At 69.6% G+C, this 15,999-nt stretch carries 17 protein-coding genes; 12 read left to right on the forward strand and 5 right to left on the reverse strand.

Annotated elements, in window-relative coordinates; all coding sequences use genetic code 11:
* Nucleotides 1-39 precede the first annotated feature (39 nt).
* Together CRM89_RS17575 and CRM89_RS17580 are read left to right on the forward strand one after the other, a co-directional pair.
* Nucleotides 40-1,020, forward strand: a complete 981-nt coding sequence (locus CRM89_RS17575) for an SGNH/GDSL hydrolase family protein (protein WP_011211370.1) — start codon at nucleotides 40-42, stop codon at nucleotides 1,018-1,020.
* A gap of 43 nt (nucleotides 1,021-1,063) precedes the next feature.
* The gene (locus tag CRM89_RS17580; RefSeq protein ID WP_098085112.1) at nucleotides 1,064-2,284 is read left to right on the forward strand and encodes an acetyl-CoA C-acetyltransferase; all 1,221 of its coding nucleotides are present in this window, start codon (nucleotides 1,064-1,066) and stop codon (nucleotides 2,282-2,284) included.
* A gap of 80 nt (nucleotides 2,285-2,364) precedes the next feature.
* On the opposite strand, the gene CRM89_RS17585 is transcribed toward CRM89_RS17580, so the two are convergent.
* A complete protein-coding gene (locus CRM89_RS17585; protein ID WP_060594444.1) occupies nucleotides 2,365-3,240 on the reverse strand; it encodes a Bax inhibitor-1/YccA family protein in 876 nt (291 codons plus the stop codon).
* 128 nt (nucleotides 3,241-3,368) lie between these two features.
* On the reverse strand, nucleotides 3,369-4,520 hold the full coding sequence (locus CRM89_RS17590) for a class I SAM-dependent methyltransferase (protein ID WP_098085114.1): 1,152 nt from the start codon (nucleotides 4,518-4,520) through the stop codon (nucleotides 3,369-3,371).
* 71 nt (nucleotides 4,521-4,591) lie between these two features.
* Here CRM89_RS17590 and CRM89_RS17595 point away from each other — a divergent pair, with 71 nt between their 5' ends.
* Both CRM89_RS17595 and CRM89_RS17600 read left to right on the forward strand, forming a co-directional pair.
* Nucleotides 4,592-5,167 carry a hypothetical protein gene (locus CRM89_RS17595; protein ID WP_170986820.1) on the forward strand — a complete coding sequence of 192 codons (576 nt, stop codon included), beginning with the start codon at nucleotides 4,592-4,594 and terminating at the stop codon, nucleotides 5,165-5,167.
* A 144-nt stretch (nucleotides 5,168-5,311) separates the two neighbouring features.
* On the forward strand, nucleotides 5,312-5,845 hold the full coding sequence (locus CRM89_RS17600; protein ID WP_098085117.1) for a hypothetical protein: 534 nt from the start codon (nucleotides 5,312-5,314) through the stop codon (nucleotides 5,843-5,845).
* Nucleotides 5,846-5,851: 6 nt separating this feature from the next.
* Here CRM89_RS17600 and CRM89_RS17605 read toward each other — a convergent pair whose 3' ends face one another.
* Entirely contained in the window at nucleotides 5,852-6,358 is a 507-nt protein-coding gene (locus CRM89_RS17605; protein WP_127516241.1) for a hypothetical protein, read from the reverse strand.
* Nucleotides 6,359-6,628: 270 nt separating this feature from the next.
* Between CRM89_RS17605 and CRM89_RS17610 the strand changes: the two genes are divergently transcribed.
* The 4 genes from CRM89_RS17610 (at nucleotide 6,629) to CRM89_RS17625 (ending at nucleotide 10,177) form a co-directional block, all read left to right on the forward strand.
* On the forward strand, nucleotides 6,629-6,856 hold the full coding sequence (locus CRM89_RS17610; protein WP_011211377.1) for a DUF6480 family protein: 228 nt from the start codon (nucleotides 6,629-6,631) through the stop codon (nucleotides 6,854-6,856).
* Between the two features lie 93 nt (nucleotides 6,857-6,949).
* Nucleotides 6,950-7,591: a GntR family transcriptional regulator gene (locus CRM89_RS17615; RefSeq protein WP_098085120.1), complete on the forward strand. Its 642-nt coding sequence runs from the start codon at nucleotides 6,950-6,952 to the stop codon at nucleotides 7,589-7,591.
* Nucleotides 7,591-8,808, forward strand: coding sequence for an MFS transporter (locus tag CRM89_RS17620; protein WP_228803144.1), 1,218 nt, complete (start codon nucleotides 7,591-7,593; stop codon nucleotides 8,806-8,808). The genes CRM89_RS17615 and CRM89_RS17620 overlap by 1 nt, the downstream gene beginning before the upstream one ends.
* 100 nt (nucleotides 8,809-8,908) lie before the next feature.
* A complete protein-coding gene (locus tag CRM89_RS17625) occupies nucleotides 8,909-10,177 on the forward strand; it encodes a serine hydrolase (RefSeq protein WP_228792428.1) in 1,269 nt (422 codons plus the stop codon).
* Nucleotides 10,178-10,180: 3 nt separating this feature from the next.
* Here the strand turns inward: CRM89_RS17625 and CRM89_RS17630 are convergent, their stop codons facing one another.
* Complete coding sequence (locus tag CRM89_RS17630; protein ID WP_098085125.1) at nucleotides 10,181-11,428, reverse strand: serine hydrolase; 1,248 nt, start codon at nucleotides 11,426-11,428, stop codon at nucleotides 10,181-10,183.
* A 191-nt stretch (nucleotides 11,429-11,619) separates the two neighbouring features.
* Here CRM89_RS17630 and CRM89_RS17635 point away from each other — a divergent pair, with 191 nt between their 5' ends.
* Entirely contained in the window at nucleotides 11,620-12,030 is a 411-nt protein-coding gene (locus tag CRM89_RS17635) for a phosphopantetheine adenylyltransferase (RefSeq protein WP_098085127.1), read from the forward strand.
* Here CRM89_RS17635 and CRM89_RS17640 read toward each other — a convergent pair.
* Nucleotides 11,998-12,672, reverse strand: a complete 675-nt coding sequence (locus tag CRM89_RS17640; RefSeq protein WP_229434785.1) for an XRE family transcriptional regulator — start codon at nucleotides 12,670-12,672, stop codon at nucleotides 11,998-12,000. The genes CRM89_RS17635 and CRM89_RS17640 overlap by 33 nt on opposite strands.
* Nucleotides 12,673-12,834: 162 nt before the next feature.
* Between CRM89_RS17640 and CRM89_RS17645 the strand changes: the two genes are divergently transcribed.
* The 3 genes from CRM89_RS17645 (at nucleotide 12,835) to CRM89_RS17655 (ending at nucleotide 15,217) form a co-directional block, all read left to right on the forward strand.
* On the forward strand, nucleotides 12,835-13,257 hold the full coding sequence (locus tag CRM89_RS17645) for a hypothetical protein (RefSeq protein WP_228821087.1): 423 nt from the start codon (nucleotides 12,835-12,837) through the stop codon (nucleotides 13,255-13,257).
* A 65-nt stretch (nucleotides 13,258-13,322) separates the two neighbouring features.
* Nucleotides 13,323-13,748 carry a nitroreductase/quinone reductase family protein gene (locus CRM89_RS17650; RefSeq protein ID WP_098085133.1) on the forward strand — a complete coding sequence of 142 codons (426 nt, stop codon included), beginning with the start codon at nucleotides 13,323-13,325 and terminating at the stop codon, nucleotides 13,746-13,748.
* Nucleotides 13,749-14,104: 356 nt separating this feature from the next.
* Complete coding sequence (locus CRM89_RS17655) at nucleotides 14,105-15,217, forward strand: hypothetical protein (RefSeq protein ID WP_098085135.1); 1,113 nt, start codon at nucleotides 14,105-14,107, stop codon at nucleotides 15,215-15,217.
* Nucleotides 15,218-15,999 lie beyond the last annotated feature (782 nt).

Below are 15,999 nucleotides of genomic sequence, written 5' to 3' on the forward strand. Positions count from 1 at the left end.
CCCCGCCGCGGCCACCTTCGGCCCGTAAAATCGGGCGGCGTGGGAGCACCTCGGATCAACAGGCGTACCGCCGCGGTGACGGGTGCCGCGACGTTGCTGGCCGGCTCCGGGGCGGGCACCGCCTCCTGGCTGGCGTACCGGATGCTGATGGCGCAGGCGGGTATCGCCCGCGGCGTGATCGGCCGGGACACCTCGAAACCGCCGGAGGCGGACGGCATCTACACCGCGGGGTGCGTCGAGCCCGAGCCGTGGCGCACCGGCGGGCAGTTCGACCTGCACCTGATGATCTTCGGCGACTCGACCGCCGCCGGGGTGGGCTGCCTGACCGCCGAGGGCGTGCCGGGCGTGCGCATCGCCCGCGCCCTGGCCGAGGCCACCGGACAGCGAATCCGGTTGAGCACCAAGGCCATTTCCGGCGCCACCTCCAAGGGACTGGCCGGCCAGGTGGACGCCATGTTCGTGGCGGGACCGCCGCCGGACGCCGCCGTGGTGTTCATCGGCGCCAACGACATCACCAAGAAGCACTCCATCAGCGCCTCCGCGCGCCGGCTCGGCGCCGCGGTGGCCCGGCTGCACCGGGCGGGCAGCGTGGTGGTGGTCGGCACCTGCCCGGACCTGGGCACCGTGTCGGCGATCCCGCAGCCGCTGCGCACCATCGTGCACAACTGGAGCGCCCGCCTGGCCAAGGCACAGTTCGCCGCCACCACTGCCGCGGGCGGCCATCCGGTGCCGCTGTCGGATCTGGGCCCGGAGTTCCTGCACGCCCCGGACCGGATGTTCTCCGCCGACGGCTTCCACCCCTCGGCCGACGGCTATCAGCTGGCGGCCGCGCGCATCCTGCCCACCCTGCTCATGGCGCTCGAGGGTCGCGGGGTCGACACCGACCACGGACCAGGGCCGACCCTGCGCGGGCTCGCCGCCCGGTTGCGGGCGCTCATCGCGCAGAAATCCGGTGTGCCGGCGGCGTCGCCGAACGGCCGGGCCGACATTCCCTCCGCCGGACCCGTTCGGTACACATAGTGGAGCCGGTAACAAACTGAGCAGTAAGACCAAAGGAGCCCTCATGCCAGAGGCAGTTATCGTTTCGACCGCACGCTCTCCCATCGGTCGTGCCCGCAAGGGCTCGCTGGTCGACATGCGTCCCGACGATCTGGCCACCCAGATCGTGCGCGCCGCACTGGACAAGGTTCCCGCGCTCGACCCCACCCAGATCGACGACCTGATCCTCGGCTGCGGCTCGCCCGCGGGTGAGCAGGGCTTCAACATCGCCCGCAACGTCGCGGTCATGCTCGGCTACGACACCCTGCCCGGCACCACCGTGCACCGCTACTGTGCCTCGTCCCTGCAGTCGACCAGGATGGCCTTCCACGCCATCAAGGCGGGCGAGGGACACGCCTTCATCTCCGCGGGCGTGGAGACGGTGTCGCGCTACGTGCACGGCTCGGCCGACAGCTGGCCGAACACCCAGAACCCGATCTTCGCCGACGCGCAGGCGCGCACGGCCAAGGCCGCCGAGGGCGGCGCGGGCATCTGGCACGACCCGCGCGAGGACGGCCTGCTGCCCGACGTCTACATCGCGATGGGCCAGACCGCCGAGAACGTCGCCAGCTTCACCGGCATCACCCGCGAGGACCAGGACCGCTGGGGCGTGCGTTCGCAGAACCGCGCGGAGGAGGCCATCGACAACGGCTTCTTCGAGCGCGAGATCACCCCGGTCACGCTGCCCGACGGCACGGTCGTCAGCAAGGACGACGGGCCGCGCGCCGGCGTCACCTACGAGGCCGTCTCCCAGCTCAAGCCGGTCTTCCGGCCGGACGGCACCGTCACCGCGGGCAACTGCTGCCCGCTCAACGACGGTGCGGCCGCGCTGGTGATCATGAGCGACGTGCGCGCCAAGGAGTTGGGCCTGACCCCGCTGGCCCGCATCGTGTCCACCGGCGTGTCCGGCCTGTCGCCGGAGATCATGGGCCTCGGCCCGATCGAGTCGGTCAAGAACGCGCTGGCGCTGGCGAACATGAGCGTCGACGACATCGACCTGTTCGAGATCAACGAGGCCTTCGCGGTGCAGGTGCTCGGCTCGGCCCGCGAGCTGAAGATCGACGAGGACAAGCTCAACGTCTCCGGCGGCGCGATCGCGCTCGGCCACCCGTTCGGCATGACCGGCGCCCGCATCACCGCGACGCTGATCAACAACCTGCAGACCTACGACAAGCAGTTCGGCGTCGAGACGATGTGCGTCGGCGGCGGCCAGGGCATGGCGATGGTGCTCGAGCGCCTGAGCTGAGCGCTCCCCCGGTTACGACGAAGGGCGGCCACCGGAACTCCGGTGGCCGCCCTCTGTCGTCGCGCCCGCGGCGCCGCGGACTAGTCGTTCTGGAAGTAGCTCAGCAGTCGCAGGATCTCGACGTACAGCCACACCAGGGTGACGGTCAGGCCGAGCGCCACGCCCCAGGCCGCCTTCTCCGGCGCCTGCGCGCGGATCAGCTGGTCGGCGGCGTCGAAGTCGAGCAGGAAGCTGAACGCGGCGATGGCGATGCAGACCAGGCTGAACACGATGGCGAGCGCGCCGCCGTCACGCAGACCGAAGCCGCCGTCGGTGAAGAAGCTGGCGATCAGGTTGCCCAGCATCAGCACCACGACGCCGATGGTGGCGCCGACGATCATGCGGGTGAAGCGCGGCGTCACGCGGATGGCACCGGTCTTGTAGACCACGAGCATGCCGGCGAACACACCGAAGGTGCCCAGCACCGCCTGGGCGATCAGGCCGCTGCCACCGACACCGCCGAAGCTGACATCGGTGAACATGAACGACAGCGCACCGAGGAACAGCCCCTCGGCGACCGCGTAGGACAGCACGATGACCGGGTTGTCCATCTTGTTGGCGAAGGTCGCCACCAGCACCAGCACCAGGCCGACCAGGCCGCCGACGATCACGAACAGCGGGGCGAGGCCGGTGTTGGCCGAGGTGAGCGCGTAGGCGACGATCGCCGAGATCGCCAGCACACCCAGCGTGATGCCGGTCTTGGTGACCACGTCGTCGATGGTCATCGCCCGGGTGGTGGTGGGCGGCGCGGGCTGCTGGTACGGCTGCTGCTGGTACTGGCCGTACTGGTTGGGGTACTGGTGACCGAACTGCTGCCCGAACTGTCCGGCACCCGCCACGCCCGATCCGAAGTTGGCGTAGCCACCGCCCTCTTGCTTCGGGAGGTTCTTGAATATCGGATTGCTGGATGTGCGCACCGTGAGTGCCTTTCTGGAGTCGTTGCGGCTGTCTGATCGAGCTGGCGCTCGAGCTCCAACTTGTTCTGTTCAACGTGCGGCTCCGCCGCCGAGTTCCCACAGGAACCACGAGGCGGACATTTCGGACTCTACCGTTGCCGGACGTCGTGCAGCCCACGCACCGACCGAGTCACCGTGAACTTCCGGTTGCGCCCGACCACGTCGGTCCGGCCGACCATCCGCTCCACCACACCCCGGTAGTCGAGGTGTGAGTTGTACACCGTCCACAATTCCCCACCCGGCCGCAGAACGCGACCCGTCTCCGCGAACATCTTGATCGCGGCCCCGGTGTGCACCGCCGCGCCGACGTGGAAGGGCGGGTTACACAGCACCAGATCGGCGCTGTTGTCCGGGGCCGAGGACATCGCGTCGTCCCGGACCACCCGCACCCGGTCGGCGACGGCGTTGGCGGCGGCGGTGGCCTCCGCGGAGGCGACCGCGGCGGCGGACTGGTCGGTGCCGACCACGCGCAGGCCCGGCCGTGCCTTCGCCAGCGCGACCGCGAGGATGCCGGTGCCGCAGCCCAGATCGATGGCATCGCGGGCGTCGGGCTTCATCAGCTTGAGATGTTCGAGCAGGAAGCGGGTGCCGATGTCGAGTCGCGGACCGGAGAAGGCCGCGCCGTGCGCGACCACCTCCAGATCGATCTCGTCCAGCCGCTCCCGAACCGGGAACGGCGGCGCCCCCACCGGTTTGGGTCCCGAGGCCAGCAGCGTCCGCGACTTCTGCCTGCCCCGGCTGGCCCTGACCTCGGCGAACGACTCGCCGAGCACGTCGTTCATCGTCTTGGTCAGGTACTTGTCCCGGCCACCGGCGATCACCTGCACGGCGGGGTCGGCGTACCGGGCGATGGCGTCGGCCACCTCGGACAGTCCGGCCAGCGCCCGGGGCAGCCGCAGCAGCACCACGGTCGCGTCGGCGAGCAGTGCCTCGGTGAGCGGCTGGGGCACGTAGCGGTCGGTCAGGCCCACCGCGCGTGCGTTGTTGGCCAGGGCCAGCTCACCGGTGAGCAGGTCCTGGTGCACGCGCACCTCGCGCAGGTCGTGGCGGGCGATCGCGCCGAGCGTGAGCGCGCCGTAGCTGTCGCCGATCACCGCGACACGCCCGCTGCCCGCTGCCTCGATGGCGTCGGCGGCCACGTCGAGGATCAGCCGGTCGGCGGCGTCGACGGCATAGAGGTTGACCGCCTCCACGTCCGGATACCGCCGCAGGCGACCGAGTACGTCCTCCACATCGTGCACGGCTCAAGTGTGCTAGATCGTTGCCACGGCGATCACGACCACCCCCGCCGGAGACGATTAACATCAGCCTCATGCGCAACAGACTGGCAGTGCTGGTGGCGGTGGCCGCGGCGGTACTCGTGGGCTGCGACGACGCCGGACCGGCCGCCACGCCCCGCACCACCACGACGACGGTGGCGGGCACCCTGGCCGAGGCACCCGCGCCCGCACCCGTCGACGCCCAGCCCAAGCGCGGCACCGCCTCGCCGGACGCGGCACTCACCGTCGCGGGCATCCGGATCGGCCGCCAGCCCGGCTTCGACCGCATCGTCTTCGACCTCGGCGGCAAGGGCACGCCCGGCTGGACCGTCGAGTACACCGATCGCGCCGTACAGGACGGCAGCGGACGCGAACTCGACATCCCCGGTCGGTCGGTGCTCGAGGTGCGCATCACCGGCTCGGCCTACCCGTTCGACAGCGGCGTCTCCCCCTACGCAGGCCCCGATCCGGCCACCGACCCGGACGTGCCGGGCATCGCCGTCGCCACGCCGTTGGTGTTCGAGGGCGTCACCCAGTCCTTCATCGGTGTCGACGGCGACCGCCCCGCCTTCTCGGTGAGCGCGCTGAGCGGCCCCACCCGGCTGGTCATCGACATCGCCTCCTCCTGAGCGCGGCACGAACTCCGATATCGGTTGATCAACGAAGCCCCTGTCCGGCCTGCCGGTCGGCACGACACCGAGTAACGTCGGAAGGTCCGGCGCCCCACCTGTTTCCTCCCGGCCGGACGGAACGAACGGAAGGGCGAGAAGGACATGCGACGACTCGAACGCACCGGCCTGATCGCGGCGGTCGCGGCCACCGCGAGCGGTCTGCTGCTCATCGGCGCCTGCTCGCAACAGATCGCAGGCCGGGCCCAGGTCGACCAGACCGAGCTGGCCGCCTACGCCTCCGAGGTGGCCGCCTCCTCCGCGGCCGCGTCGTCCTCGCGGGCGGCCGCGATCGAGCGCGCGGCCGGCGCGGCCTGTGACGCCTTCGCCGCCGCCAACGACACCTCGGTCGACACCTTCAACGCCTACATCGACGCGGGCAACAACAACGCTCCCGACGCCGAACCCAAGGCGGACGCGGCCGTGCGGGCCCTGCGCGACGGCGCCCGCAGCGTCGACCAGAAGCTCACCCGGGACGTGCCCGCCGCGGTCGCCGAGCCGCTGCGCGCCTACCGCGACGACACCAACGCCCTGGCCGACACGCTCGAACGCCGCGCCGACGTGGACACCCTCAACGCCGCGATCGACAAGTTCAACGCCACCAAGGACGGCGCGCGCGACGCCTGCCGCGCCTACTGACCGGGCTCACCAGCTCAGCGCGCGCACCCGCTCGCGCAGATCGAACCGCCGCGCCGCGCCGAGCACCTCGGCCAGGAACGCCCCCGGCTGCGGCAACTCGTAGCCCGGCGGCCACAGCCAACGCCGTTCGTCGCCCGGCCCGGTGCCCGATTCGCTGAGCAGCGGCAGTGCGATCTCCTCCGCCCGCGCCGGGATCCGCACCCCCACCTCGCCGAGGATCACCTGCTGGGCGGGCGAGATGCCGGGCACGCCGTCGACGAGGAACACCCAGCGGCCCGCCTTCGGGTCGGCGAACACCGGCCCGGCCAGCTGGGCGGGCTGTAGCAGGTTCTGCACGACACTGCCGACCGGTTCGGGCATGGTCACCACCCCGACGGTGCCGACCTGTAGCACCACCTGACGCCCGGTCAGTGTGACCGGGAACCCGTAGGTCTCCCGGTAGGTCAGAAAACTGTGCCGCGCCGCCATCGTCGCCCCTCGCTCGGATCGATTGGTGATCTGTACCACACTCATCGTGTGCTTCGATCGTGAACGGCGCGGGGTCGCCCGGCAACGGCTCGCCCCATCAATCGGACAATCACCAGTGAACTCGCGCCGAGGCGGGGACATCACACAACGCCGTACCCCTGATTGGCGGCGCCGATCACGGGTACGCACCCGGCATGGAGATACTCGTGATCATCGGAATCGCCGTGCTGGTCGGTGCGGTGATCCTGTCTCGCAAAGCCAAGGGGCAGCGGCCGAACGAGCCCGAGACCCCCGGCAACGACGGGGAGTAGCGCGATGTCGATGGATCCCGATCCCGCCCGCACCCCGGACCTCGAACCCGGCGGCGGTGTCCGGCCCGGCGACACTCCACCGGACACCCCGCAGACCTCGGGGCTGTCCGCACCGGAACCGCGGACGAGCAAGCACTTCCCGCCCACCGGTGTCGCCGCGGTCGCGGTGATGGTCCTGCTGGTGGCGGTGTTCGTCGCGGTCGCCGTCGCCCTCATCGTCTCGATGTTCTGACCCACCACCGCGCGTTCCGACCCGCGCGTTCCGCTGGCGCGGGTGGTCGATCCCACAGGAGGGAGCCGCAGGCGCGCCGCTAAGATACAACTTGTGTCTAAGACGTATTCATCGGCGGAGCACGCCTACCGCGCGGTCAAGGAGCGCATCCTCAGCGGCGGACTGACCGGCGGAGAGCTGATCAGCGAGGGCGAGATCGCCGCCGAACTCGGTACGTCGCGCACCCCGGTGCGCGAGGCCTTCCTGCGCCTCGAGACCGAGGGCTGGATGAAGCTCTACCCCAAGCGCGGCGCGCTGGTCGTGCCGGTGCCCCCGGACGAGGCCGAGCACGTCGTGCACGCCCGCTACGTGGTGGAAACTGCCGCCGCACGGTCCGTCGCGGCAGCCCGGCCGGGCGGCCTGGCCGACGCGCTGCGGGCGAACATCGAGCGCCAACGCGACCTCGCGCGCGACGGCGACCTCGAGGGCCTGGCACTGGCCGACACCGACTTCCACCGCGGATACGTCGTCGCGGCGGGCAACCCGCTGCTCACCGGCTTCTACGATTCGCTGCGCGAGCGGCAGCGCCGGATGAACAGCCTGGCATTGCGCCGCGGACCGCTCGACAGCGCGCAGATCATCGACCAGCACGCCCGGCTGGCCGAACTCCTCACCGCCGGCGACGTCGAGGGGTTCGCCGCCGCCCTGGTCGAGCACCTGTCCGGGGTGCACCAGCTGGAAATGCGGGGTCTGTGATGACCACCGCCGTGCTCACCGAGCCGGTCGCCCGGCCCCAACCGCACACCAGGGCCTGGTGGGGCGTGGCCGCCGCCGTCTTCGCCATCGCCTGGGGCGGCAACGAGTTCACCCCGCTGCTGGTGCTCTACAAGGCCGACGGCTTGAACACCACCGCCGTCGACCTGCTGCTGTTCTACTACGTGCTCGGCATCGTGCCCGCGCTGCTGATCGACGGCCCGCTCTCGGACCGCTACGGCAGACGCGCGCTGCTGCTGCCCGCACCGCTGATCGCCGCGCTCGGTTCGCTGTTGCTGGCCTCGGGCGCCGATCTGGTGCCGCTGCTGGCGGCGGGCCGGGTGCTCTCCGGCGTCGCGCTCGGCCTGGCGATGGCGGTCGGCGGCAGCTGGCTCAAGGAACTCTCCCCGCCCGGCACCGGTCCCCGCCGCTCGGCGATGAGCCTGACCGGCGGTTTCGCCCTCGGCGCCGGGGTGGCGGGCGTGCTCGCCCAGTGGGGCCCGCTGCCGCATACGTTGCCCTACCTGATCAACGTGGCCCTGTGCCTGGCGGCGACCGGGTGGCTGATCTCGGCGCCGGAGACCGTGCCGCGCCAGCAGCATCCGGGCCGGCTGCGCGACGACCTGAAGATCCCCGCCGCCGGTCATCACCGCTTCGTGCGCGTCGCGCTGCCCACCGCGCTGTGGCTGTTCGCCTGCGGCGCCACCGCCTACGCCGTGCTGCCGACGCTGATGGCCGCCCGTCTGCCCGGCGCGCCGATCGCGTTCTCGGCCCTGGTCACCGTGGTCACCCTCGGCTGCGGTTTCGCCATCCAGTCCGTCGCGCGCCGCATCGACCGGCCCGGCACGGCGCGGGCCGCCGTGGTGGGCCTGACGCTGGTCACCGGCGGCATGGTGCTGGCCGCGTACGCCGTGGGCGCGCTGACGCTGTGGGCGGCGCTGCTCACCGCTGTCGTGCTGGGCTCGGGTTACGGCATCGCGCTGGTCGCGGGGCTACAGGAGGTCGAGCGCCTGGCCCGGCCGGACGACCTGGCCGGGCTCACCGCCGTCTTCTACTCGGTCAGCTACCTCGGGTTCGGCCTGCCCGCGCTGCTGTCGTTCCTGCACGACGCCACCGGCCTGGGCTACCCGGTGATGTATCTCGGACTGGCTGCGCTGGCCGGCTGCTGCCTGGCCGTGGTGACGCGCAACTACCGCGACCGCACCGCCGCCGTTTCGTAACGTTCCCGGCCTCGCCCCGATGTGCTTGGCAAGTCGATCGAGCCGAGGGGCGGGCGCCTTGAAACCAGCCAAATACGTTGCGACACTGTGGATCACACTTTTGCTGTGCGCGGTAGCCGGTACTTTCGGGGGCACCGCGCAGGCGGCGGAGTGGAAGCACTGCGCGCCGCCGCAGGGCAGGCAGTTCGAGACCGCCACCCCGGAGGAGGTCGGCCTCGACCCGGCCGCCCTGCAGAAGGTGAGCGAGCTGGTCGCCAACCCGACGCGCTTGAACTTCAAGATCTTCCGCAACGGCTGCCTGGTGGTCACCGGCCCGGCCAACGAGCGCACCGGCGCATTGCCGTGGAATCTGTGGAGTGCCACCAAGAGCGTGGTGTCGCTGGTGGCGGGCATCGCCGCCGACGAGGGCAAGCTGGACCTCGACGCCCCGATCGGCGAGTACCTGCCCGCCGGACTCGGCGACGAGGCGCACCGGGCCATCCTGGTGCGCAATCTGCTCACCGAGTCCTCCGGTATCGACGTCGCGATCATCGCCGAAGGCGTCACCGGTGTCACCGGCCTGGACGCCAACGTCGTCGCACAGGCACTGGGCACCCCCATCGAGGCACCGCAGGGCACCAAGTACGGCTACAGCCAGCGCGGGGTCGACCTGCTCGCCTACGTCGTCGCGCAGGCCGTCGGCGAGGACCTGCAGGACTACGCTCAGCGCACCCTGTTCGACCCGCTCGGCATCGACCGCGCCGACTACCACTGGGCCCGCGACCGCAGCGGCAACACCTACGGCCACGCCCACCTGGTTCTCGCCCCCGACGATTTCGCCAAGCTCGGCCTGCTGGTCGCCGACCGGGGCCGCTGGGGTGACCGTCAAGTCGTGTCCGCCGCGTACCTGGCACGCGCGAGCGAGCCCTCACCCGCGATGAAGTGCTGGGGCTTCCTGTTCGTGGTCAACGGCCCCGGCTGCGGTTCGGAGTTCGCCGGGCTACCGGCCGACGCGGTGAAGATGTCGGGCATGCTGCGCCAGGACAACTACATCGTCCCCAGCCTGGACCTCGTGGTGAGCTGGACCGGCGTCACCGTCCCCGGCAGCGCGGTCAGCTACCCGCACGACGTGCTGCGCGCGATCGGCGCCGCGTTCCGCGACCCGGTGCTGCCCGACCCCGGCCCGTACGTGCCACAGCCGGACGTGAGCCTGTCCGACCCGCGCATGTCCGACCCGACCGCCACCTTCGCCGCGCTCGGCCTCGGGCCCTACGCCTACCCCGGCTGTGACCCGGTGGTGTGCCTGGGCAAACCGCTGCCGCCGCCGTTCTCCGACTGGCCGAGCGGCTGCATCATCCTCGGCTGCTTCACCCCGCGCCCGGGCGACTGAGCTTCACAGGTCGAACACCCGCTCGGCCGGGTCGATCCGGCCGAACCGCCCGGAGATCCGCGCGACCAGGCGCCACGGCCGGTCCCCGTCGGTCCTGGCCTTGCCGCTGGTCAGGACCGCACCGGCCAGCCCACGCGCGGGATCGGCCCAGCCGTACTGGGTGGTGAGCCCGCTGCGCCCGAAATGCGCTTCGGTGTGCGCACCGAACTTCGACCGCCGCCCACCGAGCTCGTAGCCCGCGCGGCTCACCCGCCCGGCCACCCCCGGCAGCCACGGCGCGGGCCGCACCGCCGCGCGCACGGTCTCCGGCCGCATCACCCGGACACCGTCCAATTCCCCGCCGCGCGCGAGGATTTCGTAGAAGCGGGACAGTTCGGCGGCCGTGGTGACCAGATTGCCCGAGGGCAGCTCCGCGGTGAGGAAGTCCCGCAGCGCCTGCGCCGACACCGCGCCGTCCATCCGTCCGCCCAGCGCCCGCCGCGCCAGATACACCGACACCTTCGACGCGGCCGGGCCGGTCTTCACGCTCGGCACCACCCGGTCGACGTCCTGCGCCGCCACCCCGAAGTTGTTCCAGCGGAAGCCCAACGGCGTCAACACCCGCTCGGCGAGGTGGTCACGCATCCGCTTGCCCGTCGCGGAGCGCACCAGCGCCCGCTGGATCAGGCCACCGGTCAGCGCGTGGTAGACCCGGAAACGGCCCGGCGGCCAACTCGGCTTCAGATCGGCCAGCGCCCGCAACGCCAGCTCCTCGTCCACCACCAGCTCCGAGCCCCGATAGGGCGGGGTGACGAACGGGATGCCTGCCGAATGCGAGAGCACATCCGCGATGGTGATCCGCTCCTTGCCGTTCGCGGCGAACCCCGGCAGGTAGTCGGCCACCCGGTCGCCGGGGGCGAAGGCGCCCTGCTCCATGAGCATCGCCATCACCGCCGCCGCCACCCCCTTGGCCGTGGAGAACCCGCAGAACGGCATGTCGGTGGTGATCAGGACTTTCTCGGCGTCGGGCCCGTCCTTCGGCGCGTTCCCCCAGCCGTGCCCGATCGCCCGATTCAGCACCACCCTGCCCTGTCGGCGCAGGCAGATCTGGATGGCGGGCGTGGTGCCCATCCGGTACCAGTCCTGCACCGCGGCCCACACCGCGGCCACGTCGGCGTGGGTGAGCCCGGCATCGGCGGGGTCGTCCTCGGGTCCGAAACAGGTCACCGAGTCGAGATCCGCGGCGACCGAGATCAAGGCGGGAGCATTCACCTGCGCCAGCCTAGCGAGGGCGGATGTGCGCACCGGCGGAGTCGGCTGAGGGTTTCGTGAGCGGGGTTTCGTGAGCGGGGTTCGGTGAGCGCACGTTTCCGGAAGCGGGGCCTGCCGTGCGCCGTGATGCTCACAGCACCGGGAACACCCGCCGCTCCCGGACTCGGCGCAGGCGCACCGTTCGCCCCGCCGTGCCGCGATCAACCATCAACCGGAAGGACGCCCCGGACGTGTACCTCCTCACCTCGGCCCTGCTGCTCGTCGTAGGCGCGATCCACCTCGCCCCCGGCATCGTCGCCCTGTCTCCGCACCGCGCCCGCGACCTCTACGGCACCGCCGCCACCGATCCCGACCTCGCGCTGCTGCTCCGGCACCGCGCCGTCCTGCTCGCGCTGGTCGGCGCCGGCCTGATGTACGCGGCGTTCACCCCCTCCGTGCGACCGGCGATGATCCTCGCCGGCTTCCTCAGCATGCTGTCCTTCCTCGCCTTCGCCGCCCGCGACCGCGGAAACCTCGGCCCCCGCACCCGCCGCGTCGCCCGCATCGACCTCGCGGCGACCGTGCTGCTGCTACTCGCCGGAGGACTCGTCGCCGCGACCTGACACCGACCAATCCTGTTCCGGCGCACGGTTATAGGCATCGATCACCGACTTCGCGGTGGACGGATTCCGCAACACCAACTCCCACGGCCCGGAATTGATCTCGAAGTCCTTCCCGAATCCGACCCACTTCCCCGCCATCCGCCTGCCGGTCAACTCGATCAACAGCTGGATCGCCCCGTGGTACCGAGCCCCGCCGTAGTACCCGTCGGAGGCCGTGCGCTCACTCCACGTGCCCGTCGCGACATGGCCGTCGACGGTCAGGTCCATCTCCATCGCCGAGTGTGCCGATCCCGGGAGGCTGCGAACAGTGAGGCGATCGTCGTGCTGCAGGACGACCACATGGTGTGCCGCCGTGAACGTCGCGTCACGCCCGCTCGAGTAGTATTCGTACCGCGAAAGCCACACGCCCGCATAATTTCCGGGCAGGCGCGATCGGGTGGCGCTCGTCGCGCGCTGCTCGGCCGCGACTTCCCCGATCGCCGAATCCACCTCGTGGCTGCCGTCCTGTGCTCCGGACAGGTCACGCCCCGCCATCACCGCACCGAAACCGAGCGTCTCGATCGGCAATCCCATCACCCGCTCCAGGGCTCGCGCGTGCGCCGGACGCGGATGCACGGTGTGCCCCGCCTCCCACCGCTGCACGAGACGCTTTGTGGCACTGGGACACCCGCCGCGCGCAAAGCCCGGGCCAGGTCGTCCTGGCTCATGAGACGCGCATTCCTAGCCGCTCGCAGCGCGGTGTTCGGCGTGGCACCCATGCGGGCAACAGTAGCCGTTTCGACGCCGAAATGTCGCCCTCAATGCGTGCGAATCGACGCCGGATTCGTCGTCGTGGCAGTCGTTTCGGTAGCAGAGGCTGAAAGCCGACCCGACCGCCTTCGAGGGGAGACAACTTTGTTCGGCAAGCCGCCCGCCATCGCCTACCTGCGCCGCGACATCTCCGGTGTTCGTCAGCAATGGCATGAGAACGCCCTGCGCGGCACCGCGCTGCGTCTCGGCTACAACCTGCGCAAAACCATCGTGCTCGGCCCTGGCTCAGTAAATCCGACGGCGGACCTCGTCGCCGTCGTGCACCGCCTCCGAGTCGAGGCCGTGTTCGTCCCGGGTCTCGAACACTTCGATGCGGTGGTGCCCCGTGAGCTGGTCGCCATCGCCGACGTCATCACCGTCTGGCAGCCGCGGACATTCGCCCGCTGGTCGAGCGGCCGCCTGCCCGACAACCTCTGACCAGGGGACATCCTCCTACTCGTGTTCCCCTCGACGGGAGAGGTCCGCTGCGGAAAGATCGGTGCATGCCGAGCGATCGCGCCCTCAAACTGCAGAACACCGTTCACCGCGGACTACTGGCCATTTCCGGCGGCCGGATCGGCCGGAGCATGGCCGGCATGCCGACCCTCGAACTCACGACGATCGGCCGCAAGACCGGCCGCAAACACAGCGTCCTGCTCACCGCCCCCATCGTCGACGGCGACACCCTGGTCGTCGTCGCCTCCCGCGGCGGCGACCCCACCCACCCCGCCTGGTTCCTCAACCTGCGTGACAACCCCTCCGTCGAGGTCTCGGTCCAGCAGGGCCCGACGACGAAGATGACCGCCCACATCGCGACCCCGGAGGAACGCGCCGAACTCTGGCCGAGAGTCGTCGCCGCCGCGAAGTTCTACGAGGGATATCAGCGCAAGACCACCCGCGAGATCCCCTTGGTGCTCCTGAAGCCGTAGTTTCGGCGGGTCGGTCCCGGCCAGCGCGCGGGGCAGCCGAGCCGCTCGGTCACAAGCGCTTACTCCGTGCCCCACTGTGACTCGAACCCAGACTGAACGGATTTTAGGTTCGATCACCGGCATCGTTGCAGGTCACGGGACCGTTGGTTGACGTGGGCACTGTGAGCCGACCTGGGAAAACGGCGGTTTGGACCGTTGGCGCGATTGGCTGAGGTTGGGTCAACTGCGGACTGAATGCGGACCCATCCAGGCGGGCGAGACTCGAACCCGAATCCTTTGATACTTGCCGACGTAACGAGCGCGGACTCCATTGCGACGAACAACGTCGACTGCATGGACAAAGGAGGACAAGCGCAATGAGTGATGAGGCTGAGCTGTGGCGCCACCATTTTGGTCAGATCAGGTTCTTCGTCCAGGTTGCACGGGACAACCTGGAGGCATCTCCTTACTCGAAGGGCGTAGCCGAGCGAACAACCAAGGAGGGCCTGAAGGAGGGGGTGTTTCCCCATCTCTTAGAGGAGCGCGACCGGAAGGCGATCTACAGCTCCCGACTGAAGGAGATCGTCCAGCCAGTCCTCGATGCAGTGATAGCGTTCCTAAACTCTCCGTTTACGACCCCAAAACTGCTGGTGGATAGCCTGAACGACATCGATTCGCTCGCGGGCACGGCGATCGCCGCGATCGACAGTATGCCTGACGATGAAGAGGTCGAGCAGGTCATCGAGGAGTTCGAGACTCGATACGTCGCAACTTTGGCTACTGCCTTGTCGGCGCACAGGACGCTGGCACAAGTGCTAGCGGCCCGTCGGCCCACAGACGGTGAGTACTTCGATGTGGGCAAGTACGCCTTCACGAAGACTGCTGGACCCGGCAGAATCCATGTGGCCGACCTCAACAATGCGATGGACAGTGGCATGAACTCGGTATCCATGAAGCGCGGTTGGGTTACATACGAACGGTTCCCCCCGATCCAGATCATGACGTACGGGCAGTGGTTCGCTTACATCCAGGCGATCTGGGACGAGTGGTATCGGCCGCGGCTGGCCGATGCATACTCTCGGCGCCTCGGTGAAAACTTCGTGAAGAGCGACATCAAGAGCCAGTTCATGGCGGAGCTGAACAAGATTCGAAATGATGTGATTCACAACAGATCACGGGTCAAGCAGAGCGCCAACAACAAGATTCTGAACTGGGCCAACAGCGACGGCCTCGTCGGGATGACGACCGAACGGATGGTCGGACTGCGAACGATGTTCCCTCGTGCAGACCTCCTGACGGCGCCAGTCCACGGCGACGCCCCGAAGTCGCAAAACATGCCGTGGACCGCCGACGTGCAGCTAATCGATTCGGTGAAAAAGCGCCTAGCCGACCTGGGCCTGACCAAACGCCAAATGAAGGACATAGGAGACGAGATGATAGCGCTGTGGCTTGCAGCGCATCCTGCTCCGGATGGCTCTTCGGGGTCCTGAGATCGGTCGCAATCGCGCACTCGTTGCATGCGTTGCCACCAAGCGCCCTGGCCGCCGTGCATGCGACGAGTGAAAGCGAAAGGTCGCCGGGCTCAATCCCGGCCTGGCACCGTATCCTCATGGCCTATCACCTGGTCAGGGCGATTTTCCATGTTCGGTTTCCGTCGGCTGAGGGGGGCCCAGAATTGACCGGCGGATACCACCGAGATCCGGTCGAAGGTGCACGTATGCTGCACGCGGACTCACCACGGGTTGGCCCTGCTGGGTGGTGGCGTGCGCATAGGTGGGGCTGGCTACCTGCCTGCCCCGATAGGGCCTGCCCTTCTCGCGTAGAGGCTCCGGGGTCAAGGGTGGCGATAGCCATCAGCGGAGCTGACGCCGTAGGCGCCCTTGACGCTGGAGGGGCGCGGGAACCAATGCAGGCCACCAGTACCTCACCAAGTCGGTCGCCGAGATTCTGACCGCAGACAGCACCCGGGTGGCGGTGCATTACGACCGCCTGGAGGAGGAGTTGAAGCATACTCCGTGCTCCCCGACCTGGGAGTGTGGCTGCGGTTCGGGATCGTTCCGAAGGGCGCCAAGGCCAAGATGGTGCCCGGCCAGTGCAAGGGCTAAGCCCATCGCCGCGACACCCTCGGCCTGCCCGGCCAGCGCGTGCTGGCGTCGAACCTGTGGACCGGCAAGTCCGTGGCCGACCAGAAAGCCGACCGCGCCGAGTTAGTTTCAAGCTCGGCCCGCGCCGGCGGGTGTGGCGCAAGTCGGTAGTGCTGGCCTGGATCGCC

The organism is Nocardia sp. FDAARGOS_372 (assembly GCF_002554515.1).
Classification (GTDB): Bacteria; Actinomycetota; Actinomycetes; order Mycobacteriales; family Mycobacteriaceae; genus Nocardia; species Nocardia farcinica.